Raw genomic sequence first — 25058 nt, 5'->3', positions numbered from 1 at the left:
TTTTAGCAATGTTGTTAGACTGGGCTGGAATATCGCTTATATAAAAAAATTGATAAAAGTATATGTCATTATAGGTAAATATATGTTGAAAATTCTGCGGAATCCTTGTACTATTAAGTTGCCTATAAAATGCCAATAAAAGAAATAGGCAACGTGTGAATTAAATATAGATTTATTTTATATACAAGAATCAATCTTATGTACGCTATTTTTATGCCAAAAAATAGCTAGGAGATTACTTTATTAGATATAGTGAGGAAAATATTATGAAGAAAACAATCGCATTTTTAGTATGCGCAATACTAGGTAGTAGTGTCGCCACAGCAACTGCAGTTACTGATGTTAATGCCGACTCAGTAACAAAGGGGAATTATGCACAAGTTACAGAAACAGCTGCTCTTTACGACCAAAACGGTAATAAAACTGATACTTCCGTTCAAAAGGACAGTACATGGAAAGTAAATAAATTACAAAAGATCAACGGTAATGAGTATTTCCAAGTTGCCCCTAATCAATTTTTGAGTACAAATGATGGTTTTGCATACAAAAAACGCCAGATGACTATTAAGGTTCAATCATCTGACGATAAGGACTATGTACGAGTTTATGATCATAATTTGAAACAAAGAACAGACGTATCACTTGCATCCGGATCTAAGTGGTACTCCGACTCTGCAATTTATACGTCTCAAGGAATGCCATTTTTAAGAGTTGCTACAGATCAATACGTTGCCATGTTTGATGTTACTGAACAACAATATACAGCTTCCATTAATTAGTTTAATACGTGTGTGTGAATTATTAGTTTAAGATGTTTGTGGTATGCCGACCACTTACATCTTTTTTTATTTTATATATCAATCATTATGTACACTGCCATATGTACGATTAACTTTTATTAGATATATGAGGTGTTTCCTTATTACAAGAGATAGTGTACTATCGTTTCGATCTTGTTTGGATTCACTTTTTGTAAAAAGCTTTTTCCAGAAGTGGAATAAAATTATCGATTATAAATAAAATGCAATATTTTTGATTGAATAAATTATAAAACACAATATTGGTCTAGTCCTCACTGCAAGTATACCTCTAAATCTACTTAATTGGTATATTCCAGTGAGGATTTTTGATTTCGCACATGTTTATTAGTGATTTTTGAAAACAGTGATAGAAATTAATTAATAATGTGCAATATTATGCAATTCTCATCTTGGAAAACTTTTGAAATATAAAAATAATTGTTATCATTTTGATCTTAGACGAATGGTCTATGATACTTTGAAAATTCTATAGTAATTGGTATGACTGGCTTAAGAGGGTATTTTATATAAATATTGAATGATTCATATCTGTGGTATATGAGTAATCTATGACTTAGTATCTGTCTGAAATACAGAAAAGAGTGATAAAAATATGCTATTGGATAAGAAATATATTTATTTAGGTGCTTCATTATTTTCAGCAGCAATCTTAGCATCGCTGTCTACTCAAAATGCTAAGGCTGATACAACAAGTGTTAGTCCTTCGACGACTGATCCGGCAAGTTCAGTGACTGATAAAACTAGTACGGATCCAACAAAATCCAATGATACTAGTGTAACGGCTTCAAATACAACACAAGTGGTTGTAGCAAAGCCCACGACTTCGGGAGTAAAACCAGTTAGTGCCACACTTGTGACACCGGAGACCACAACTATTTCGACAGCCTCGACAGCTAGTCCAACATTAAGTACAACACCAACAAGTACCGTGGCTACTCCGAGCACGACGGCTGCAACAACGAGTACGGTAACAGGTAGTAGTACGACTTCGGGTTCAACTGCAAGTACTACACCTAGTTCAACTACGACTTCAAGTACATCTCCAGTAAAAAGCAGCAGCATTACCACCAGTACGACAATCAATTTAACCGGTGGTCCAACGACCACACCGGAAACAAAACCAACAACTCCAAGTACCACAGCTCCAACAGGTCCTTATGCATTGCCAAGTAACGTGACTGACAATACTGTAGTAAATTTCACTGATCCGTTCTTAAATTATATGGTTAAGAAAGAATTTGGCTTGCAATCAACTGATCCACTGACCGTCGCTACTATTAAAGGATTTAGTGGCAATATTTTGAACTTAGTAGGTGACTTCTATTATGGAAATATGCCGAAGTCTGTAACTAGTACGAACGTAACCAGTTTTGACGGTATGCAATATTTATCCTATTTACCATCTTCGACTGAAATAGCTTTGACGGTAAATGTTTCATCGGATTCTACATCTAATCCCGATTTGACTCCTATGAATGGTTTGAAATTCGAATCATTTGATTTATTCGGTAATTATAGTGACCCCTTATATAAAGAAATTCCTCTCAGTCAAATTCCTAAGTTAAATATAAGTAATGTTGATGAATTAGGATTTCATGGGGACGGAGATATAGCTGCCAATGCTGGTCTTAACAATAAAGAGTTGGCAATGATGGCACCAACAATTGTAGAACTTGCTAACAAGGGTGCGGCCATCTATATAGGTAATTCTTCAATTACTGACTTTTCTCCATTAAATGGAATTGATCAAACTAAAAATTCATACATAAATGTTATCAATAATGTTTACGATCCTACTCCGGTTCATGCAGTGGTTAAGCAACCAATTAGTTTCACGGCAACGCATATTGAAGGTCTCTATGGCAATGATTTATCTACAGGATATGATTATTCGACTTCTGTTCCTGCCGCAGACTTGTCTGAAAACAATCTTGAACATATTAGTGGTGACGAATATAAATTAAGTAATGCTGATCCTTCGTCCAATCTTTTAACCTATGGATATTTGAATGATTATTCCAAATCTGATTCTTATATTCATACAACTTACGGTACGGTTACATTTATTTATGCAGGTACAATGGCACGTCCAATTCTTTGGCAAGATCATCCCAATGTCACACTTAACTATGAGAATGAGGATGGCTCACCAATCATTACTAATGGCACTCGTTTAACTAAGGTGGCCAATGGGACAACAATTGGAGATGCATATGATTTAACATCTGATGCTCAATTAGCTGGATACAAATTTGTCGGCGATTTGGATTCATTGAAGGGCAATTACACTCAAGATCCACAAGTTATTGATTTAAGATTCAAAGCAGATCCCGTTGTTACACCACCTGTTACAACACCAACAACCACCCCTTCAACGGCAGTTTCAAATAAACCAGCTTCAATTACAAGAAGCGATGTTGACTTGCCGGTTTTGGCCGTGTCTGCTAAACCAGTTTATACTTATGACTCAACTGGTACACCTACAGGTAAACAAGTAGTTTTGACGGATACTACTATTAAGGAGTCAGCTAATATAAATGGTGATTTATACTATCAAATTGGACCTGATGAGTGGGTTTTGGCTGATAGTTATAATCCATATGTAGCTGAAACTGGTGTCGTTAAAACCCTTGATGGTGCTTATACGTCATTAGTTGATTCAACTGGTAGTAAAATCAGTTCTACCCTTGGTCCCAACACTTCGTGGAAATACGATAGAATCGTTGAAATTAAGGGTAGCAAGTATTATGAAGTCGGAACGAATAACTTCTTAGCTGTAGACAGCAGTTTACCATTTAAACCAGTCAGTGACTTGAGATTGACAGTCAGGGATGCAGCCGTAGTTTATGATTCTAAAGGACAACGGGTTGGCAAAATTTTATCAAGCAATAGTGATTGGAGAACTGATGGTATAGCTGTGATTGGTGGTATACCAATGTATCATGTCGGCAGCAATCAATGGATTTACGCACAAGATGTGAATACTTATCAACCGGCTGATTTCACCTATCATAATGTTTACTTAACCAATATTTACACTAGCGACGGTCAAATGACCATGAAGATGTTAGGCGCTGAAACGCTCTGGAAAGTAGATCGCATTGTTTATATTAATGGTACTAAGTATTATCGTGTTGGCAGCGATGAGTACATTAAGGACTATGCATCAAGTACTACTAGTTCTGAAGGAGTCTTTATACCAGCAGAGAAATCAGTTGTTCATATAGCAGGAGAGGCACGTCTTTATAATGAAAAAGGCGATTCTCTTGCCGAAAGCTTAGCAGCAAATAGCAGTTGGCAAACTGATGGCTATGAGAATATCGGTGGTCAAATGATGTATCGAGTTGGAAAAGACGAATTTGTCAGCTTTAGTGATTTGAAACCATATACTTTATCAAAAGATATCATCTCGGTAGCTGTGAATACACCGCTTTATGACAGTAAGGGTGCATTGTTGGACGTATTTCTACCAAGCGGCAGTTTATGGAGATATGACAGAACTACAACGATTGGCGGTCATGAGTACGTTCGTGTGGCAGCTGATGAATTTGTAAGAGTATAGGAATAGCAAAAAGACATTCACATTAACCGGTTGGTTGATATGAATGCCTTTTTGATTTGAAAAATATTTTTTAATTCTTATCTTTAGCTTGAATCAATTTAACTTTTTTTAGAATTTGTTTATCAAATGCACGCATGTAATCGTCATGGGTCTTGAATTTCTTTCCCTTTAGTTTACGTGCAGCATCGGTCCAATCGTAATAGTTGATAGGAATCATATTACGATCCTTATTCTTAACATATAATTCAGAGAAATTATTGTCATTTTGAATAGGAGCGGTGAGCCAAATGTACTTGTCGCTTCTATATCGTAAGAAGTATTGGTCATCACGTGTAATAGTATTTTGATATTGTGAGTATTGAATTTGCATATTGAAGGTTTTGCCATAATCGTGTGATAGGTAATCCATACGAACGCCCAGACAAAGTGTCAATAGAGCAAAAATTGGTAAGAGAATTTTCTCATAATTGTTGAAGAAAATATCGAGGTTAACAGTAAAGATAGTAACTAGGAAAACGTAACTAGCAAACATACATCTAGAACCAAATGGTGAAACGATGATGAATGGTGCAATTGCTACATAAGTTGATAACAATAGAGCAAAGTTAGCAATTTTTTGTTTAGTGTTATTGATTCTTAGACTGTAGAAAATCATAAAGATCGTAAATAGTAAGACTAATGTGCCGACGACAATTAAGTGTTTAGGCGTATAAGTTATTTTCAAATAATTGAATAACGTATCCTTTGAGCCGTTACTTACAGAACGATAAGCATCAGATCCGAGAAGAATCTTGATATAGGCTCCATTGATGAACATTAAAATAGCTCCGAGAATATTACCAGCTAAAATAAGGTTCAAGACTTTCTTAAATTGTTCACCGAAGTGTTTTCTGAAGAAGATCCAAACTAAAACGACGTTAAAACAGTTCAATAGGGTGATATGTTCAGCAAAAAATTGTGTAGCTACGGAAGCTAGAAAAATGAGAAACATACTTGTTCGATAATAATGAACATTTTTATTGTCGTAGTTCTTCAAAACTAGATAGAGCATAAATAGTGGGAAAATTGCAGAAGGCAGATAGTTAGCGAACCCAGCATGCCAACCTAAGATTTGTTTGAAAATCATAACTGGACTTAAAAGAATAAGTGCAGCGGCTAAAGCTGATGAAACTAAACCGATATTTTTTTGCGGTACGATTTGTTCACGGATTTTTTGAATCAGGTAAACAATTGTCGTAGGAAAAATTCCATAGGCCATGAAGGCAACCGGTTTGATCTTAGTCATCGCAATAACGAGAAGATCGCCTAGATAACGACCATCGTAATAAGTGAAGATTCCATGTGGGAAATAATTGCTACCAAAGTAGGTTCCCCAATGCAGGTCATCGCCGAGCAGTGGCATCCAAAGACCGATCAGACCGAAGATGATGAATAATATGAAGTAAAAACTGAGCTTAGCTGTTCTTGTCATAATATATCCTTTGAAGTTTCTTTTACTAAAAATATATTTTATCATGGATTGATAAGGATATGCGGCACTACTTGCAGTAAAACGCTTTATATTGGTAATATAATTTACTAATATCTCAAAATTTATAATTATGAAGGGATGAAACTTATGAAGAAAATTGTTGTACTCGGTTCAATCAATGTGGATACGATTCTAAACATTCCACGTTTACCTTTACCAGGAGAGACTATGGCAATGGGAGACCAATCCACAGCCGGTGGTGGAAAAGGTGCTAATCAAGCAATTGCGGCCGTTCGTGGCGGTGCAGAAACCACTTTTATCGCTAAAGTTGGGCAAGATCATGCAGCTGACTTTATGTTGGAGACCTTTAAAAAAGATGGACTAAATATGGATCATATTACGGTTGATTCTAAAGCTGGTACAGGTAAGGCCTATATTTTATTAGATAAAGATGGTCAAAACAGTATTTTAATTTACGGCGGTGCCAATCAGACAATTACGGTAGACGATGTGGAAAGTGCGCGTGACTCGATTGCCAATGCAGATTGTCTTGTTTCAGAATTTGAAACACCTCTTGAGGCAACTGTTAGAGCATTCGAAATTGCTAAGCAAAACGGCGTCATAACAATCTTAAATCCGGCTCCAGCTAAGACCGATATTCCTCAAAAATTGTTAACGCTTACCGATATTATTGTTCCAAATGAAACTGAAGCTGAGGCTATAACTGGCATAAAAGTTGTCGATAAAAAATCAATTATAAATTCTGCAGCTAAATTGAATAAAATGGGCGTAAAGCGTGTTATAATAACTATTGGTAGCAGGGGATCGCTTTATTACACTGATGGTAAAGAATCTTTTGTGGACGCTTACAAAGTTTCCGCGGTCGACACTACTGCAGCAGGTGATACATTCATTGGATATTTAGCCGCTAAGTTAGATTCTGACTTAGATAATATGGTTGAAGCAATGAAGTTTGCCAGCAAGGCTTCGTCGATAGCGGTTCAAGTAAAGGGTGCGCAGAATTCCATTCCTTACGTTGATGATGTAAAAATTTAGACGTTTATAGGGGAAACTTTATACATACTTGATTGTAATAAGTTGTTAATCATGTTACTATAATAGTTGTATTTTTGAATGGTGAATGGTTCGGATGGTTTGAATGTTTCGTACTTTAGACTTTCTTCCATAATGTACCACGAAATAATGCACAACTAATATATTATTTATCAGGAGGAATAGTCTGATGGAACACGGAACAGTTAAATGGTTTAACGCAGAAAAAGGCTATGGTTTTATTACACGCGAAGATGGTAGTGACGTATTTGTACACTTCTCAGCCATCCAAGGTGACGGTTACAAGACACTTGAAGAAGGTCAAGCCGTAACATTCGATATCGAAGATAGCGATCGCGGACCACAAGCTTCAAACGTTGTTAAGGACTAATTATAACTTTAATAAACTTTGAACTTTTAAGCTAACCCAACAGGGGTTAGCTTTTTTTTTGCCCAAATTTGAAATCTTTACATAAAATTTACAGTATCTATACATTGCTAGTCTATCATTAATATTTAAAAATTAAGGACGATGAGTAATGCAGGTAACTTGGAAGAGAAATTTTAGAATACTTTGGTTTGGTAGTTTGATAACTGGTTTAGGAAATGCAATGACTTTGCCTTTTATTGTTTTATTCATCGAAACACTTGGTGATTTTAATAAAGCAGAATTAAATCTTTTAGGAGCAGCGGCTTTCTCATTAACCTACCTAAGTAAAGCTCTAGTTTCACCACTTTGGGGTAAACTAGCCGATCTTAAAGGTAGAAAATTAATGTGTTTGCGAGCATCAGGAGTTATGACTTTTACAATTTTTATGGTCGGTTTATCTCCAAATGTTTGGTTTCTTTTATTTTTTCGAGCAATGCAAGGAGCTTTCTCCGGATATATTAATAACGCCAATGCATTAATGTCGGTTTCAGCTCCGGTAGAAATTCGTGGCCGAGTGATGAGCAAATTGATTACTGGTGATATCACCGGATTATTGATTGGACCTTTAATAGGCAGTTTTTTAGCTACAGGCGTTGGTTATCGAGGAGCTTTCTTTGTTACCAGTTTTTTGATGGCAATAGTTTTTTTAATCACATTAATTGGAGTAAAAGAGGATTTTGTACCCATTACTAAAAAAGAATTACAACCAGTTCTACCTATTATGAAGAAGATAGGTTGGCAATTCTTTTTGGCCTTGTTTGGGTCTCTCTTAGCAGTTCAAGTGACGACTAATGCAATTACACCAATGATCAGTTTATTAGTCAGAGAGATTGATTCTGGTAGCAATAATTTGGTGATTATTACGGGAGTAGTTTCGGCAGCACCAGGATTAGCAACAATTGTTATGGCTAGTTTAGTGGGACGATTAATTGATAAATTGGGCGCCTTAAAAAGTATGCTGATATTTTTAACGTCAGCAATTGTTTGTTTAATTTTAACAAGTATGGTTCAAAATATCTGGGAATTGGTAGTACTGCGGTTCGTTTTAGGAATTTCTGATGCTGCATTGATACCCTCGATTCAAGTTCTAACTATACAAAATGTCCCTAATTCTATTTTTGGACGAATTTTCAGTTATAATCAATCAGCACAGGCAATGGGAAATGTCCTAGGCCCTATGTTGGCAGCTGTGATAGCGACTGGATTTGGATATAAGAGTATTTTTCTGTTTTCGGCTATAATTGAGATTCTAGCTTTAGTATCTTGGTTGATCTATTCAAAACAACATGCGGCTGAATCAGAAACTTAGATTGAGAGATAGGTGGTTGATTGCCGTCCTCCGCAAAAATTGGGAATGCTGTTGGAACGCTATGGGCACGATTCGGAGCTAATTATTTTACACTTCGCGTAAAATAATGGATCTTCGAAGTCGGCCTCATTGTAACCGGCAAAGCCGGTAACAATGATCTCATGGCTGAACGCATTCCCAATTTTTGCGGAGGACTAAAGGGTGCTTCTATTGTTTGTACGTTTTAAAATATTTAGATAGCAAGACAGTGAATTACAGTTATTTTGTTAATATTTATTTTAACCAAACTTTTTTAAGAACCAATAAACTGCTAAGGCAGATTTCAGTGTTGAGCCAGTTTTCTTTGTGTTTCTAATATGTATATACGTGATTTTTATCTGGTGACGTGGAATTATAGACTATCTAAATACTGCAGTTTTAGTGAATAATAATAGAATCAGAAATATAGTCGGTAGTAGAAAATCTGTGGGCCCTAAGTGGCGAAATTCTACTTAGCTTGCGAAGCAAGGTTAGTAGAAGACCGGACTTGGAGATCCATGATTTTTCGCGAAGTGAAAAATTATTAGCTTCAAGCCGTGTCCACCGCATTCCAAGCCCACAGATTTTCTACTGCCGACGGGCATCCTTAACTTACAATAGTTGATATTAATTACAATTGAATTTATGAATTTAAATGATTTGTAAAATTATTTTTCAAATCACAAAAATTTCAAAGTTATCGGCTATAATTAGAGTTAATAAACTTAAAAGGGATAGATCAATTGCCACAAAAGAGAAGATACACAGTGCACCGGAATTATCGGCGTAAGCGTAGTAGAAAAAATAATAATACGACCTTAATTTTATTAGCAATTGTTGCTGTATTTGTTATCAGCTTCTTTGGATACAGGCGATATGTCCAGTACAAAAGAGAAACGCAAGTTGAAATGGTTCAGCAAAGTCACGCAGCATTCATAAAAAAAGTTTCGCCGTATGCGGTCGAGTTAGGCCAGACTTACGGAGTTTTACCTAGTATTACGATTGCCCAAGCTATTTTAGAAAGTGACTGGGGCTCCAGTACTTTAGCTAGTCAATATAACAATTACTTTGGTATCAAAGGGGACGACCCTTCCAATACTAAAGTTTTGCAGACGAAAGAATATACTGATGGCCAGTGGGTAACAATCAATGGACGTTTCCGAGTTTATTCGGATTTTCGTGAGTCGATGAAAGATCATACTAAATTGTTAGTTAATGGTACGTCGTGGAATTCGCAACAATACAAGCAAGTTCTACAATCGAAGGATTATATTGATGCAGCAGTCGCATTGCAAACTGATGGATATGCGACCGATCCGGGATATACAAGTAAAATTATTCGGATTATACAAAAATATAATCTTAAAAAGTACGATGAAGGTATCAAGTAAAAAACAAAGTATGATAGACTCTAATTATTCTTATTAAATGAGGGAGAAAGTAATGAAGGAATTAGAAGAAAGAATCAAAAAAGATGGTCGCGTTCTTGGTAAGGATGTACTTAAAGTTGATAGTTTTTTAAACCATCAAATTGACCCAATGTTAATGGAAAAAATGGGCGAAGAGTTTTACGAACATTTTAAAGATGCCGGCATCAACAAAATTTTGACAGTTGAATCTTCAGGTATTGCTCCAGCTGTTATGACTGGTTTGAAATTCCAAGTACCAGTTGTTTTTGCTAGAAAGCACAAATCTGTGACATTGAGCGACGATCTTTATTCATCAGAGGTTTATTCATTTACAAAGAAGACTTCTAACCACATCAGTATTGCTAAGAAGTATCTTTCAAGTAGTGATAAAGTTTTGATTATTGATGATTTCTTGGCTAATGGTCAAGCTGTAAATGGTTTGAATACAATTATTGAAGCTGCTGGTGCTCAATTGGCAGGTATCGGTATTGTGATCGAAAAATCTTTCCAAAAGGGAAGACAAATGATCGACAAAACTGGTACACCAATTTATTCATTGGCAAGAATTACAGCTTTTGAGAATGGACAAGTGGTCTTCGGTGAAGAAGACGATTAGAAATTAAGAAGGTGGAATTATGACTTTTATTGCGCCCGGTAAGACATTAGGAATAATTGGCGGCGGCAGTGAAACTTATATTTTTGAATTGGAAGCTAAGAGAATGGGCTTTAGGACCATGCTTTTAACGTCTGAAGAAAAGGATATTGCTACACAGGCTGCTGACAGTTATTTGGTCGGTACATTAGAGGACAGTAAGAATCTAAGTGAGTTGGGCCATAGAAGCGACATTCTTTTATATATGGATGAGAATTTTGACAGTAGTGTTCTAAAGGAACTCGCAAAGAATTTTGATGTTGCGCAGGGTTCTGATCTACTGGAAATTGTTCAAGATCGTTATATTGAAAGAACCTTTTTAAATGATTTAAATATAAACGTTCCACCATTTTTCTCGATTGTGACCGTTGATGACATTAAACATGCAATTGATGAGATTGGTTTTCCTTGTATCTTAAAACCAATTCAGAAGAATCAGAACGTGTTGAAACGTCATATTATTTACAATTACGATGACGTTGAACGTGTTCAAAAATTGTTAAAAGATGGGACTTACATTTTGGAAGCTTGGATTGAAACAAAGACTGAGTATTCCATTATGGTAAGTAAGAGTAAAGATCAAAAGATCCATACTTTCCCAATGGTTCAAGAGATTTATGATGGTGAACATCTGATGAGTTCCTTCATATACAAGAAGAACAATCCAGATGTTGAAGCGGAGATGCAACGAGTAGCTTTGTTAGTGGCACAGAATATTAACTATGTCGGAATATTTGGAATTGGATTCATCTTATCCGATTCCGGCGTCTTGTATGTCAAAAGAATTTTCCCAGGAATTAATTATTCCGCTAATGTTTATCAGGAAGCTACCGGTATTTCCCAGTTCGAATTACATATCAGAGCTATTTGCGATTGGCCAATTCCTGAAATTTTTCCAATGGTCAATGCGGCAACCTTGAAGATCATCGAGGGCAACTTACCGCAGAGTTTGGATCTACTTCAGGAGAAAGCACAATGGAAATTTAACTATTACACAGGTTTTAAAGCTAAGAATCAAGCTGACAGAGATGTCGGATATATTTCAATTTTTTCCGATGATATAGAAGAATTAAAAAATGATATCTTAACAACTAATATTTGGAGAGTAGAATAATTCATGATTGATAGATATGTAACTGAACAAATGAAACCAATTTGGACTGACCAAAACAGATTTCAGGCTTGGCTTGAAGTAGAAATTGCCGCTGTCGAAGGATGGAGTAAAGAAGGCGAAATTCCTGCTGAAGATGCTAAGTTAATTGCTCAAAATGCTAAGTTTGATGTAGCTGAAATTGCTGAGATCGAAAAACAAACAAAGCACGATGTAGTTGCTTTTACCAGAGATGTTTCACGTTATTTAGGACCTGAAAGAAAATGGGTTCATTTCGGACTTACTTCCACAGACGTTGTGGATACAGCTTATGGATATTTGATGAAGCAAGCCAACGATATTATTCGTGAAGATCTCAATGAATTTCTCGAAGTAGTTAAACAAAAAGCTCTAGAATACAAAGATACTGTTATGATTGGTAGAACTCACGGTGTCCATGCTGAACCAACAACTTTTGGTTTAGTTTTGGCTAACTGGTATTCTGAAATCAAACGTGATATTGAACGTTTCGATCATGCTGCTAAAGGCGTTGAAGCGGGTAAGATCAGTGGTGCGGTTGGTAGTTATGCTAATGTGCCTACAAGTGTTGAAAAATTTGTCTGTGATAAATTAGGTATTCGTGCTCAAGAAATCTCAACACAAGTATTGCCACGTGATCTTCACGCAGAGTACATTCAAACAATGGCTTTGATTGCTACATCAATTGAACGATTTGCTCTTGAAGTACGTCATCTTCAAAGAACTGAAGTTAGAGAAGCTGAAGAATATTTTGCCGCTGGACAAAAGGGTTCAAGTGCTATGCCTCATAAACGTAACCCAATCGGTTCAGAAAACGTAACTGGTTTGGCACGTGTTATCAGAGGTCATGCCTTTACTGCTTTGGAAGATGTTCCATTGTGGCATGAACGTGATATCTCACATTCTTCTGCTGAACGTGTTATCATTCCTGACACAACTGAATTGTTAGATTACATCTTAAGAAGATTTACTAAGATTACTAAAGACCTTACTGTTTTCCCTGACAAGATGTTAGAAGATATGAATATTACTCACGGTTTGATTTACTCACAACGTGTCTTGCTTAAGTTAGTTGAAGCAGGTTATGCCAGAGAACAAGCTTACGATATTGTGCAACCTATGACTGCTAAGGCGTGGGACGAAAAGAAAGACTTCCGTACTATGCTAGAAGCTGATTCTCGTGTGACTGATAAGCTATCTGAAAAAGATTTGGATGATGCTTTTGATTATCACTGGCACTTACGTAACGTTGACGAGATTTTCAAACGTGTTGGATTAGAATAAAAACTTAATTTTTGGATAGGTGGTTGATTGCCGCCCTCCATAAAAAAGCTGATTTGGCTGGAACGTAGTGGATCGACTTGAAGCTAATAATTTTTCATTTTATGAAAAATTATGGATCTCCAAGTTCGATCTTATCCTAAGCAATAAATTGCTAAGGATAATTTCACTACTGAGCCAATCAGCTTTTTTATTCCGGGTTAATTAACTGTTCTGATCATGAAGATATGCAATCCTAATTTTTATTTTTTAATAAAATAGTTACAGTGCTATTATTTTCCATTCAGTAATATTGGTTTTGAAATGTTATGAGTATAATTAATATTTAATGATTTATTTCAGATTACACAATAGAAGTACTCTTTAGCCCGGAACAAAAACTGGGAATGCCTTCAGCCGCGATATTATTGTTATCGGCTTTGCCGATTACAATAAGGCCGATTTTGGAAATCCATTATTTTACGCGAAGTGTAAAATAATTAGTTTCAAAACGTGCCCGCAGCGTTCCAAGGCATTCCCAGTTTTTGTGGAGGACGGGAATCTAAGCATATCCCTATTCCTACAAATTTCTAGAAACATACGTTCTAATTTCGACCGTACTTTTTCGCCCTAGACACAAAAATTTGCTACAATATAAACAGCTATTTTAAGTTAAACTAAATTTTTTACACAAAGATTTGAGGGATTTATAAATTGGACGAAACTATGTTAAAAGGTCTTAACCCTGAACAACAAGAGGCTGTTAAGGCTACTGAAGGACCACTTTTGATTATGGCAGGTGCCGGATCTGGTAAAACTCGTGTTTTAACTCACCGTGTGGCCTACTTAATTGAAGAAAAAAATGTTATGCCATGGCACGTTTTAGCGATTACTTTTACTAATAAAGCTGCCAAAGAAATGAAGGAAAGAATCGGTAAATTACTAGACGAATCTGCCAGTGATGTGTGGGTTTCAACTTTTCACTCTCTTTGTGTAAGAATTTTAAGAAGAGATATTGATAAGATGGGTAAGCCTAAGACATTTACGATTGCTGACCCTAGTGAACAAAGAACTTTGATGAAGCAGATTCTTACAAAAATGAATCTGGATCCTAAGCGTTATGATCCTAGAGCTCTTTTAGGGACTATCAGTAATGCTAAGAATGAATTGCAAACTCCAGAACAATATGCTCAAGTAGCTGCTAGTCCTTATGAACAAACAGTTGCTAGTGTTTATGATGCCTATGCTAAGGCAATGGATCGTAACAATTCGCTTGATTTTGATGATTTGATCATGACAACTAGTCAATTGTTCGATGAAAACCCAGACGTATTGGAAAAATATCAAGATAAATTCCAATACATTCACGTCGATGAGTATCAGGATACTAATGAGGCTCAATATAAGTTGGTTAAACAACTGGGTGCTAAGTATCGTAATGTCTGTGTTGTTGGTGATGCTGATCAGAGTATCTATGGTTGGCGTGGTGCTAACATTCAAAACATTATGAACTTTGAAAAAGATTATCCTGAAGCTACGACAATTAAGTTGGAACAAAACTATCGTTCAACTAAAACTATTTTGAAAGCCGCTAACGAAGTTATCAATCACAACTCTAACCGTAAGCCTAAGGAATTGTGGACTGACAATAATGACGGCGATAAGATCAAATTCTACCGTGGGCAAAATGAGTCAGATGAAGCTTTGTACGTCGTCGACCAAATTAAGAGTCTATTGTTACAAGGCTTTAACTACGGTGACTTTGCGGTGCTTTACCGTACTAATGCGCAATCACGTACATTTGAAGAGAAACTTATGCAAGCCAATATGCCTTATAAGATTATCGGTGGGCATAAGTTCTACGACCGTAAGGAAATCAAGGATGTTTTAGCTTATTTGAGATTAGTTGCTAATCATGATGATTCAATGAGTTTTCAACGTGTTATCAACAGTCCTAAACGTGGTATTGGTCCTGGTACGATTGAAAAATTACAAAACTACGCTGATGAACATAGTTGGTCATTACTCGAGGCGGCAGAAAATATTGAATTATCGCCATTAGGTGCTAAACCTAGAAAAACAATCGGTCACTTTGCTAAAGTGATGGATGATTTAACTGAGCTTGCTGAAACTGAGTCAATGACTGTTTTGATGAATCACTTATTGGAAGATTCTGGATATATCGATGATTTGAAGCAACAAAATAATTTGGAATCACAAGCTCGTGTGGAAAATATTGAAGAACTTTTGACTGTTACGACACAATTTGACCAAGGCTATGAACCGGATCCTGAAGTTGATGAAACTCGTTTAACGACATTTTTGACTGAATTATCATTGGTCAGTGATCAAGATGATATTGAAGAAGAACAAACAGAAGTTACATTGATGACTTTACATGCTGCTAAAGGTCTGGAATTTCCAGTTGTCTTCTTAGTTGGTATGGAAGAGGGCATCTTCCCACTAGGTCGTTCACTATTGAAAGAGGACGATTTGGAAGAGGAACGTCGTTTGGCTTATGTTGGTATCACTCGTGCTGAAAAGAGATTATACTTAACTAATGCTTATAGCCGCACACTTTACGGACGTACACAGAATAATCCAACTTCTCGTTTTGTTGAAGAAATCAATGAAGATGCACTAGAACCAGTTAATACTAATGCTGGTAATCTTGGTGGTGGCAAACAGACTTATCGTCAACGTCGTCATCGTGCTGCTACAGCTGCAACCTTTACTTCACCAACTTTGAAAGCTAAAGGTGCTCAAGGGGCTGAGAAGTTAAATTGGAATGTCGGCGATAAAGTTGATCACAAGAAGTGGGGTCAAGGAACCGTCGTCAAAGTTAATGGTGATGGTAAAAATGCTGAATTGGATGTAGCCTTTGATAGCCAAGGCATTAAACGTCTGTTGGCTGAATATGCACCAATCAAAAAAGTTACTGATTAATAAGAGGTGAGAGCATGGCTGAAATAACCAAATCCCAAGCTAGTCAAGAATTAGACAAGATTCGTCCCCAACTGAATAGTTGGCGTGATGCTTATTACACAAAAGATGCTCCCTTAGTTGAAGATAATGTCTACGACAAGCTTTATAATCGTCTGCTGGAATTAGAAAAAATGTATCCGGAATTAGTTACTCCTGATTCACCTTCGCAAGAGGTAGGGGACGAGACTTTACCAGATTTCAATAAAGTAACCCATGATATCCCTATGTTATCGATGGGGGATGTTTTTTCTGAGTCTGAATTGGCAGAATTTAATGATCGAATTGAAAAAAATGTTGGACATGAGGTTGATTATAATGTTGAATTAAAAATTGATGGATTATCTCTTTCATTAATTTATGAAAATGGTATCTTAGTTCAAGGTTCAACTCGTGGAAACGGGACTATTGGTGAGAATGTAACTGAAAATGTTAAAACCATTAAAGATATTCCTCAAAAATTAAGTCGCCCATTGTCCATTGAAGTTCGTGGAGAATGTTTTATGTCTAAGAAAGAATTTTTACGTTTGAATCAGGAGCGTGAAAGTCAGGGACATCAGGTATTTGCTAATCCTAGAAATGCTGCGGCTGGTAGTCTTCGTCAATTAGATCCGAAGATCACCGCTTCTAGAAAACTGGATACTTTCATGTACACGATCGTTACGTTTGATGGATTGGAAGTTACGACACAACATCAAGCTCTAGAAACTCTGAAGGAACTTGGTTTCAATGTTAATCCAACGGCTCAAGTAACAACTGGCTTGAAGGGTGTTAAAGATTTTATCGAACATTATGGTGAAATCAGGGATGACCTTAATTACGGAATTGATGGTGTCGTTTTAAAAGTTGATGATTTAGCTTTGCAACGTGAATTAGGAAATACTGTTAAAGTTCCACGCTGGGAAATTGCTTATAAGTTCCCACCAGAACAGGCTGAATCAATTGTTCATGACATAACTTGGACCATTGGACGTACTGGTGTCCTAACACCAACAGCAGTGATGGATCCGGTAAGTTTAGCAGGAACGACCGTTTCACGTGCAACCTTACATAATGAAGATATGATTCGTCAAAAGGATATTCGTATTGGTGATACCGTATTGCTCCATAAGGCTGGTGATATTATTCCTGAAGTTTCTCAAGTCGTATTGAGTAAACGTCCAGCTGATTCTGTACCAGCTGAAATTCCTACTCACTGTCCATATTGTGGATCGAAGTTGATTCATCTTGAAGATGAAGTGGCCTTGCGTTGCATTAATCCTAAGTGTCCGGCCCAAGTCAAAGAACAGTTGACTCATTTTGCTTCTAGAAATGCGATGAATATTGATGGGTTAGGACCTAAAATTATTGAACAGTTATATACCAAAGAATTGATCAAAGATGTCGCTGATTTATACAAATTAACGGCAGATGATCTAGCCACTTTGGATGGTTTTAAAGAAAAATCAATTAACAACTTATTAACAGCTATCGATAATTCCAAAACTAATTCAGTGGAAAGATTGTTGTTTGGTCTAGGTATTCGTCATGTCGGTGCTAAGGCCGCAAGAATTTTAGCCGAGCATTTTGGCGATTTAGATAGTATAATGAAAGCTTCGTCTGAAGAAATTCTTGAAGTTAATACTATGGGTGAGATAATTGCTAATAGTATTTCAACTTATTTTGAAAATGATGATGTTAAAAAGTTGATAAATGAACTAAAATCAGTAAATGTTAATATGAATTTTATTGGTAGTTCTAATTCTAATGAAACAAACAGTCATTTTACTGATAAAATAATTGTTATAACCGGAACTTTAAAAGATTATAAACGTTCACAATTGTCAGAGATTTTGGAGAATCTTGGTGCTAACGTTACGAGTTCAGTGACTAAGAAAACTGATATTTTAATTGCTGGTGAAAAAGCTGGTAGTAAATTAGCCAAAGCTCAAAAATTGGGAACAGAGATTATTGATGAAACAACATTATCTGATTATTTGGATAATGACAAAGAGTAGGAGAACAGTTTTGAAAAAATTCTTAAAAACTACATCGTTATTACTGATGTGTGCACTACTTTTATCCGCCTGTGGTAACCTACAAAATTCGAGTTTGTCATCAGGTGGTGGTGATACAAGTAAGAGTACAGTTCAGACGACTTCATCATCTGACTCAAGTAGTTATGATGTTTTGTTAAGTGGTGGAAAATATAAAACTAGCCCCATTTCAGGTATTACTGCTGCTGATAATTCTAACCAATTTAATAGTAGAAGTTTTGAAAGTGGCTTGATGAGTTTGTCGAAGAAACAATTTTCAACTAACTCATATGTTTTCCAAGAGGGTCAAGTATTGTCTGCTACTACCGTAACTAAGTGGTTGGCCAGAAAGTCTAAGAAAAACTCGATTGGTTTAAATCCAGCCTCAAATGGTTCAAAGGATGAGAATAAGCGTGCACCAATGTATTTCCAACAAATGTTAGAAGAGGATTACCTCACTAAACAAAATGGTAAATACAAATTAGCTGGGATGTCGATCGGTATTGCAATGAATAAAGTCGATTATTACCAAAAGAAACAGTATGGTGCTACTTACAAGACAACTATCAGTACTGAGCAACAAAAGGAACAAGGCGAGAAGATTGCCCAAGAGGTAGTCAAACGTTTAAGAGCCGATAAACAGGTTGGTAATATTCCGATTGTTGTTGGTTTGTATTCAGTTGCTCCAGAGGATACATTAGTAGGTGGAACATATTTCCAATATGCTATTAGTAAAAGTGATACTCTAGGTAATTGGTCGACATTAGGTTATAAGAATCAGATGTTGCCAACGGTTAATGGTGAAAGTGCCATTAATAGTGGTGATTCGGATGCCTTTACTAACTTTAAAGACAATATTCAAGATTATTTCCCTAACTTGTCCGGTGTAACTGCAGAAGCACATTATGATGGAACTGATTTGAAGTCAATGGATGTAACTATCAATACTCAATTTGATGGTTTGGCTCAAATCACTAGTTTTACTCAATTTGTTCAACAGAGTGCTTCGAAGTACCTACCATCTGGAGCTGATCTAGATATTAATATCCAGACCGTTGATGAACAACAAGCTGTTGTTACAAGGAATAACGGTAAGTTCTATTCACACGTTTATAATGCAGATTAAAAGGAGAAACTTATGATTTCAAAAGATGAAATTTTGCACGTTGCCGCTTTGGCTAATTTGAAATTGGAAGATAGCGAAGTTGATAGTTTTGTCAGTCAATTAGACAAGATCGTTAATATGGAAAGTAAGCTATCTAGTGTTGATACAACAGGTGTTGAACCAACATACAATATGGGTGACACTAACACTGTCTTCCGTGAAGATAAGGGTATTCGTACTCAAACTAGAGAACAAATGCTTGAAAATGTTCCTGAAACAGATAATAACCTTATCAAGGTTCCAACAATTGTTGACAAGGAGGACGATGAATAGTGGATATCAAAAAAGAAACAATTGCTTCTTTGCATGACAAATTGGTCAACAAAGATGTAACTGCTGAAGAATTAGCTAATGATGCTATCAACAAGATCAATGCTAATGAAAAGAAACTTAATACATTTATTACAGTAAATGACAAGGCTCCTGAGACTGCTAAGAAGATCGATGAAGCAGGTATTAAAGGACCTTTGTCAGGTATTCCAATTGCTTTCAAGGATAATATTGTAACTAATGGTATCAAGACTACTGCTGCAAGTAAGATCTTGTATAACTTTATGCCTGTTTACAGTGCTACTGTTTTGGAAAGACTAGAAGCTGCTGGTGCTGTTGATATTGGTAAGACTAACCTTGACGAATTTGCCATGGGTTCATCTACTGAAACTTCATATTTTGATACAACCGTTAATCCTTGGGACTTAAGTCGTGTTCCCGGCGGTTCTTCAGGTGGTTCAGCTGCTGCCGTTGCCTCTGGTGAAGTTGTGGCCGCTTTGGGTACAGATACTGGTGGTTCAATCAGACAACCAGCTGCTTTTAATGGTATTTTTGGTATCAAACCAACATACGGTCGTGTATCACGTTGGGGTGTTATTGCTTTTGCCTCAAGTTTGGATCAAGTTGGTGTACTATCTAAACGTGTTGAAGATTCAGCTGCTGTTCTTTCAGTAATGGCTGGTCATGATGAACATGATTCAACAAGTTCTGAAAAACCAGTTCCTGACTATCGTGCTAACTTAAGTAAAGATATGAGCGGTGTAAGAATCGCTGTTCCTAAGGAATTCTGGCATGAAGGAACTCATCCAGAAGTTCTAGAAAATGTTAATAAAGCTCTTGAAGCTTACAAGAAGATGGGTGCTACTGTGGATGAAGTTAGTCTTCCTTCATTGAAGCATGCCGTTGAAGTTTACTATGTTTTAGCATCTAGTGAAGCTTCATCTAACCTTCAAAGATATGATGGTGTTAGATATGGTTATCGTGCTAAAGATGTTAAGAACATCAAGGATTTATTCGTTAAGTCAAGATCAGAAGGCTTTGGCGACGAAGTAAAACGTCGTATCATGCTTGGTACTTTTGCCCTATCAGCTGGTTCATACGATGCTTACTTCAAGAAGGCTGCTGAAGTTAGAACACTCTTCATCAAAGAAATGAATGACGTTCTTAAAGATCATGACTTGATCATGGGACCTTCAACAACTACACCTGCTTTCAAGATTGGTGAAAAAGTTGATGATCCATTGGCAATGTACATGAACGATATTTTGACAATTCCTGCTAACTTGGCTGGTCTTCCAGCTGCTTCTGTTCCTGCAGGTTTTGCTGATGGACTACCTGTTGGTCTACAAGTCATTGGCCGTCCATTCGATGAACAATCTGTCTTCAATGCTGCTTATGCATTGCAAGAAGAAAACAAATTCTATGAAAAAATACCAACTGCACTTAAGGGGGAAGACTAATGAATTTTGAAACAACTATCGGACTAGAAGTCCACGTTGAGTTAAAGACAAAGTCCAAGATGTACAGTCCTTCACCAGTTGCTTATGGTGCTGAATCTAATATCAATACCAACGTTATTGACTTTGGTTTTCCAGGAACATTACCAACTGTAAATAAGAATGGCTACCGTTTAGGTATCATGGTAGCTTTAGCTTTGAATGCTGAAATTGAACATCACACACATTTCGATCGTAAGAACTACTTCTATCCAGATAATCCAAAGGCTTACCAAATTACACAACAAGATAAGCCATTAGGTCATGATGGTTACATCGAAATTGAAGTTGATGGTGAAAAGAAGAAAATCGGTGTTGAAGAACTTCACGTCGAAGAAGATGCTGGTAAGAATACTCACGGTAACAATGGTTATTCTTATGTTGATTTAAACCGTCAGGGTACTCCTTTGATTGAAATTGTTTCAAAGCCTGATATGCACTCACCAGAAGAGGCTTACCAATATCTAGAAAACCTACGTAAGATTGTTCAGTTTACTGGTGCATCTGATGTTAAGATGGAAGAAGGTTCAATGCGTGTTGATACCAATATTTCTATCCGTCCTGTAGGTTCAAAGGATTATGGTACTAAGGTCGAATTGAAGAACTTGAACTCATTCAACCACGTTAAACTTGGTCTTGCTTATGAAGAACAACGTCAAGCCGCTATCTTGAAGCAAGGCGGACATATTGGTCAAGAAACAAGACGTTTTGATGAAAAGACTGGCGAAACATTCTTAATGCGTGTTAAGTCTGGTGCTGATGATTATCGTTACTTCCCAGAACCAGATCTACCTGATTATGAAATTTCACCAGAATGGATCTCAGAAATTAAAGCTAGCTTGCCAGAAACAGCTGCTAAGAGACGTGAACGTTATATCAATGAATTAGGTATTCCTGAATATGATGCTGGCGTTCTTACAGATACTAAGGAAATGTCAGATTTCTTTGATGAAGCTGTTTCATACAAAGCTAATCCAAAACTAGTTTCTAACTGGTTGATGGGTGAAGTTAATGGTTACTTGAATGAAAAGAAGATTGGTTTGTTAGATACTAAGTTGACACCAGAACACTTAGCTAAGATGATCAATTTGATTTCAAATGGTACTATTTCTTCTAAGATTGCTAAGAAGGTCTTCCAAGAAACAATCAGTAATGGTACAGAACCTGAAGCATGGGTTAAATCTAAGGGACTTGTTCAAGAGTCTGATCCAGCTGTCTTGAAGCCAATGATCTTAGAAATTCTTGATAATAATCAACAATCAATTGATGACTTCAAGAATGGTAAAGATCGTGCAGTTGGTTTCTTGATTGGACAAATTATGAAACAAACACATGGACAAGCCAATCCAAAGGTTGCTAATAAGCTATTGATGGAAGAGTTAAAGAGTCGTTAGTGAGGGAAAAATATGCGTCGTGCTAGACTTATTTATAATCCAACTTCAGGTCACGAGACCATGAACAGTAATGTTGGAGACATTTTGAATATTATTGAAAAAGCTGGTTATGAGGCTAGTGCTTACCGAACTACACCGAAAAAGAACTCAGCCAAAAATGAGGCCAGAAGAGTAGCAAAAGAAGGTTTCGATTTAATCGTTGCTGCTGGTGGTGATGGAACTATTAACGAAGTCGTTAATGGGATTGCTGATTTGGACAAACGTCCAGAAATGGCAATTATTCCCGCCGGAACAACTAACGATTATGCCCGTGCCTTAAAGATTCCACGAGATGACGTTGTCGAAGCCGCCAAAGTTATTTTAAAGGGTCAAAAATTACCAGTTGATATTGGTCAAGCAGGTAAGAAGTACTTTATTAATATTGCCGGTGGTGGCTCAATGACTGAGTTAACCTATGAAGTGCCGTCAGCTTATAAATCTATTTTGGGTTATTTGGCCTACTTAGTTAAAGGTGCCGAAATGTTACCTCGAGTTAGTCCAATTGATATGCACATTGAATATGACGATGGTGTTTTTGATGGTAAAGCCACAATGTTTTTAATTGGTTTAACTAACTCAATCGGTGGTATGGAACAAATTGCCCCTAATTCAGTTATTGGCGATGGAACTTTCTCTTTGATTATTGTTAAGGAAACTAATTTAAGAGACTTAGTTCACTTAATTGCTTTAGTTCTAAACGGTGGTCGTCACGTTTATAATCCTAAGGTTATTTATACTAAGACTAAGCGAATCTCAGTTCATGCTAATGATGAGAATCGTTTGATGGTCAACCTTGATGGTGAATATGGTGGGGATGCACCAATGGAATTTATCAACTTGCATAATCATTTGAATATTTATGCTAACGTTGATTCAATTCCGCTTAAAGCACTCGATACTCCAACGCTTAGCGAAAAAGATGCTGGCGAGAAGATTATCGAAGAAGAACGAAATCTTGATAATAAGAATAAAGATAAGAAATAAAAAAGAAATTGGGAGTGTATCAGTTTTGGACACTTCTTTTTTCTATGTATAGGTGAAAAATGGAAAAACCAAACTTAAAGAAGAACCAACAATTAGATTTAGATATTAAAGACTTATCATATGAAGGTAAGGGTGTTGCTAAAGTTGATGACTTTACACTCTTTGTTGATAATGCCTTACCCGGTGAAACAGTGAATGCTGTAATCACTAGAATCAATAAGAACTTCGGTTTTGCAAGAACTTTAAAAGTCTTGAAGGAATCTCCAGATCGTGTTCATGATATCGATGCTATCTATGCACAAACAGGAATTGCCCCATTGAGCCATTTGAAGTACGACAAGCAACTTGAATTCAAACATAATCAAGTTGTAACTGACTTCAGTAAAATGGGCTTAAAAGACGTTACAGTTAACCCAACACTAGGGATGGAATCACCATTCAATTATCGTAACAAGGCTCAAGTACCAGTTCGTCAAGTTGATGGTAAGTTGACAACTGGTTTCTATCGTCGTCGTTCACACGATCTAGTACCAATGGAAAACTTCTTGATTCAAGATCCTAAGATTGATGAAGAAATTATCAAAGTTCGCGATATCCTTCGTAAGTACAAAGTTCGTGGCTATGATGAACAAAATCAAAAAGGTCAAATTAGAACAATCATGGTACGTCGTGCTTACTTTACTGGTGAAATGATGGTCGTGCTAGTTTCAAGAACACGTGATATCTCACATTACAAAGACATCACTAAAGAAATCATGGATAATCCTGAAGTTAGATCATTGTATTTGAATGTTAATTCAAAGAATACCAACGTTATCTTTGGACAAGAAATGACTCTATTAGCCGGTAAGAAGTACATTGATGATGAAATTTTAGGACACAAGTACCGTATTTCACCAAGATCTTTCTACCAAGTAAATCCAGTTCAAACACAAAATCTTTATCAACTAGCTATCGATAAAGCTGAATTGACAGGCAAAGAAGAAGTAGTCGATGCCTATTCAGGAATTGGTACAATCGGACTATCATTAGCTAACAAAGCTAAACACGTTACCGGTATTGAAGTAATCGAAGATGCCGTTAAAGATGCCGACCAAAATGCCAAATTGAATGGTATTGAAAATGCTGACTTTGTTGTTGGTAAGACAGAGGATGTTTTGGATGAGTGGGCTAAGAACAAAATGTCAGTTGACGTTTTGATGGTCGATCCTCCACGTAAAGGATTGGCAAATTCATTGATGGATTCATTGAAGAACATCAAGCCAGAAAAGATCGTCTATATCAGTTGTAACCCAGCAACATTAGCACGTGATCTTTCATTGTTAAGCGATACATATAATATTGGCGATGTAACACCAGTTGATATGTTCCCAATGACAAATCATATTGAAAGTGTTGTTGCTTTGACAAAGAAATAGAGAGAGCGGAGCAGGCCCGGGAATTTCCGAGGATTTGCCTAAGTCCTGGAATCGCACGCGTACTTTGCGGGCAATTCCAGGACTGTAGCAAACCGGAAGAAATTGGCCTGCGTAGCTCGTTTCCACTATTCAGCATAGAACCATGGTTCATTAAAATAGAAAAGCTAAAATAAAAAAGAGT

Annotated in this window: 18 protein-coding genes; 17 read left to right on the top strand and 1 reads right to left on the bottom strand. The window is 36.6% G+C overall.

What is annotated here, in order from left to right:
* Positions 1-266 precede the first annotated feature (266 nt).
* Together U8526_RS07815 and U8526_RS07810 are read left to right on the top strand one after the other, a co-directional pair.
* Positions 267-779, top strand: coding sequence for an SLAP domain-containing protein (locus U8526_RS07815; RefSeq protein WP_334341396.1), 513 nt, complete (start codon positions 267-269; stop codon positions 777-779).
* A 634-nt stretch (positions 780-1413) separates the two neighbouring features.
* Positions 1414-4383: an SLAP domain-containing protein gene (locus U8526_RS07810; protein WP_334341395.1), complete on the top strand. Its 2970-nt coding sequence runs from the start codon at positions 1414-1416 to the stop codon at positions 4381-4383.
* Positions 4384-4453: 70 nt separating this feature from the next.
* On the opposite strand, the gene U8526_RS07805 is transcribed toward U8526_RS07810, so the two are convergent.
* Positions 4454-5854, bottom strand: coding sequence for a hypothetical protein (locus U8526_RS07805; RefSeq protein WP_334341394.1), 1401 nt, complete (start codon positions 5852-5854; stop codon positions 4454-4456).
* Between the two features lie 147 nt (positions 5855-6001).
* Here U8526_RS07805 and rbsK point away from each other — a divergent pair, with 147 nt between their 5' ends.
* The 15 genes from rbsK (at position 6002) to rlmD (ending at position 24877) form a co-directional block, all read left to right on the top strand.
* On the top strand, positions 6002-6910 hold the full coding sequence (gene rbsK, locus U8526_RS07800) for a ribokinase (RefSeq protein WP_334341393.1): 909 nt from the start codon (positions 6002-6004) through the stop codon (positions 6908-6910).
* Positions 6911-7097: 187 nt separating this feature from the next.
* Positions 7098-7298 (top strand): cold-shock protein, encoded by a 201-nt coding sequence (locus U8526_RS07795; protein WP_010020786.1) that lies wholly within the window; start codon positions 7098-7100, stop codon positions 7296-7298.
* A 148-nt stretch (positions 7299-7446) separates the two neighbouring features.
* Positions 7447-8646: an MFS transporter gene (locus U8526_RS07790; protein WP_334341392.1), complete on the top strand. Its 1200-nt coding sequence runs from the start codon at positions 7447-7449 to the stop codon at positions 8644-8646.
* A 926-nt stretch (positions 8647-9572) separates the two neighbouring features.
* The gene (locus U8526_RS07785; RefSeq protein ID WP_334341391.1) at positions 9573-10055 is read left to right on the top strand and encodes a glycoside hydrolase family 73 protein; all 483 of its coding nucleotides are present in this window, start codon (positions 9573-9575) and stop codon (positions 10053-10055) included.
* Positions 10056-10107: 52 nt separating this feature from the next.
* Positions 10108-10689, top strand: a complete 582-nt coding sequence (locus tag U8526_RS07780; protein WP_334341390.1) for a xanthine phosphoribosyltransferase — start codon at positions 10108-10110, stop codon at positions 10687-10689.
* A gap of 19 nt (positions 10690-10708) precedes the next feature.
* Complete coding sequence (locus U8526_RS07775; RefSeq protein WP_334341389.1) at positions 10709-11839, top strand: ATP-grasp domain-containing protein; 1131 nt, start codon at positions 10709-10711, stop codon at positions 11837-11839.
* Positions 11840-11842: 3 nt separating this feature from the next.
* A complete protein-coding gene (gene purB / locus U8526_RS07770; protein ID WP_334341388.1) occupies positions 11843-13138 on the top strand; it encodes an adenylosuccinate lyase in 1296 nt (431 codons plus the stop codon).
* A gap of 702 nt (positions 13139-13840) precedes the next feature.
* Positions 13841-16060: a DNA helicase PcrA gene (gene pcrA / locus U8526_RS07765; protein ID WP_334341539.1), complete on the top strand. Its 2220-nt coding sequence runs from the start codon at positions 13841-13843 to the stop codon at positions 16058-16060.
* Positions 16061-16074: 14 nt separating this feature from the next.
* The gene (ligA, locus tag U8526_RS07760; protein WP_334341387.1) at positions 16075-18093 is read left to right on the top strand and encodes an NAD-dependent DNA ligase LigA; all 2019 of its coding nucleotides are present in this window, start codon (positions 16075-16077) and stop codon (positions 18091-18093) included.
* Positions 18094-18103: 10 nt separating this feature from the next.
* Positions 18104-19237, top strand: coding sequence for a CamS family sex pheromone protein (locus U8526_RS07755; protein ID WP_334341386.1), 1134 nt, complete (start codon positions 18104-18106; stop codon positions 19235-19237).
* Between the two features lie 12 nt (positions 19238-19249).
* Entirely contained in the window at positions 19250-19549 is a 300-nt protein-coding gene (gatC, locus tag U8526_RS07750) for an Asp-tRNA(Asn)/Glu-tRNA(Gln) amidotransferase subunit GatC (protein ID WP_334341385.1), read from the top strand.
* Complete coding sequence (gene gatA, locus U8526_RS07745) at positions 19549-21006, top strand: Asp-tRNA(Asn)/Glu-tRNA(Gln) amidotransferase subunit GatA (protein WP_334341384.1); 1458 nt, start codon at positions 19549-19551, stop codon at positions 21004-21006. Before gatC ends, gatA begins: the two co-directional genes overlap by 1 nt.
* The gene (gene gatB, locus U8526_RS07740) at positions 21006-22436 is read left to right on the top strand and encodes an Asp-tRNA(Asn)/Glu-tRNA(Gln) amidotransferase subunit GatB (RefSeq protein WP_334341383.1); all 1431 of its coding nucleotides are present in this window, start codon (positions 21006-21008) and stop codon (positions 22434-22436) included. Before gatA ends, gatB begins: the two co-directional genes overlap by 1 nt.
* Positions 22437-22448: 12 nt before the next feature.
* Positions 22449-23459 carry a diacylglycerol kinase gene (locus U8526_RS07735; RefSeq protein WP_334341382.1) on the top strand — a complete coding sequence of 337 codons (1011 nt, stop codon included), beginning with the start codon at positions 22449-22451 and terminating at the stop codon, positions 23457-23459.
* 59 nt (positions 23460-23518) lie between these two features.
* Positions 23519-24877: a 23S rRNA (uracil(1939)-C(5))-methyltransferase RlmD gene (gene rlmD, locus U8526_RS07730; protein ID WP_334341381.1), complete on the top strand. Its 1359-nt coding sequence runs from the start codon at positions 23519-23521 to the stop codon at positions 24875-24877.
* Positions 24878-25058 lie beyond the last annotated feature (181 nt).

Origin of the sequence: Companilactobacillus sp. HBUAS56275 (assembly GCF_036913655.1) — a bacterium.
GTDB classification, from domain to species: domain Bacteria; phylum Bacillota; class Bacilli; order Lactobacillales; family Lactobacillaceae; genus Companilactobacillus; species Companilactobacillus pullicola.
Note: the sequence above shows the minus strand (reverse complement) of the source record. Positions and strands in the feature narration are given on the sequence as shown.

Excerpts from the sequence above, each read along its gene's own strand:
- U8526_RS07815 (WP_334341396.1), top strand. The coding sequence starts at position 267 with ATGAAGAAAACAATCGCATTTTTAGTATGCGCAATACTAGGTAGTAGT.
- U8526_RS07810 (WP_334341395.1), top strand. The coding sequence starts at position 1,414 with ATGCTATTGGATAAGAAATATATTTATTTAGGTGCTTCATTATTTTCA.
- U8526_RS07805 (WP_334341394.1), bottom strand. The coding sequence starts at position 5,854 with ATGACAAGAACAGCTAAGCTCAGTTTTTACTTCATATTATTCATCATC.
- rbsK (WP_334341393.1), top strand. The coding sequence starts at position 6,002 with ATGAAGAAAATTGTTGTACTCGGTTCAATCAATGTGGATACGATTCTA.
- U8526_RS07795 (WP_010020786.1), top strand. The coding sequence starts at position 7,098 with ATGGAACACGGAACAGTTAAATGGTTTAACGCAGAAAAAGGCTATGGT.
- U8526_RS07790 (WP_334341392.1), top strand. The coding sequence starts at position 7,447 with ATGCAGGTAACTTGGAAGAGAAATTTTAGAATACTTTGGTTTGGTAGT.
- U8526_RS07785 (WP_334341391.1), top strand. The coding sequence starts at position 9,573 with ATGGTTCAGCAAAGTCACGCAGCATTCATAAAAAAAGTTTCGCCGTAT.
- U8526_RS07780 (WP_334341390.1), top strand. The coding sequence starts at position 10,108 with ATGAAGGAATTAGAAGAAAGAATCAAAAAAGATGGTCGCGTTCTTGGT.
- U8526_RS07775 (WP_334341389.1), top strand. The coding sequence starts at position 10,709 with ATGACTTTTATTGCGCCCGGTAAGACATTAGGAATAATTGGCGGCGGC.
- purB (WP_334341388.1), top strand. The coding sequence starts at position 11,843 with ATGATTGATAGATATGTAACTGAACAAATGAAACCAATTTGGACTGAC.
- pcrA (WP_334341539.1), top strand. The coding sequence starts at position 13,841 with ATGTTAAAAGGTCTTAACCCTGAACAACAAGAGGCTGTTAAGGCTACT.
- ligA (WP_334341387.1), top strand. The coding sequence starts at position 16,075 with ATGGCTGAAATAACCAAATCCCAAGCTAGTCAAGAATTAGACAAGATT.
- gatC (WP_334341385.1), top strand. The coding sequence starts at position 19,250 with ATGATTTCAAAAGATGAAATTTTGCACGTTGCCGCTTTGGCTAATTTG.
- gatB (WP_334341383.1), top strand. The coding sequence starts at position 21,006 with ATGAATTTTGAAACAACTATCGGACTAGAAGTCCACGTTGAGTTAAAG.
- U8526_RS07735 (WP_334341382.1), top strand. The coding sequence starts at position 22,449 with ATGCGTCGTGCTAGACTTATTTATAATCCAACTTCAGGTCACGAGACC.
- rlmD (WP_334341381.1), top strand. The coding sequence starts at position 23,519 with ATGGAAAAACCAAACTTAAAGAAGAACCAACAATTAGATTTAGATATT.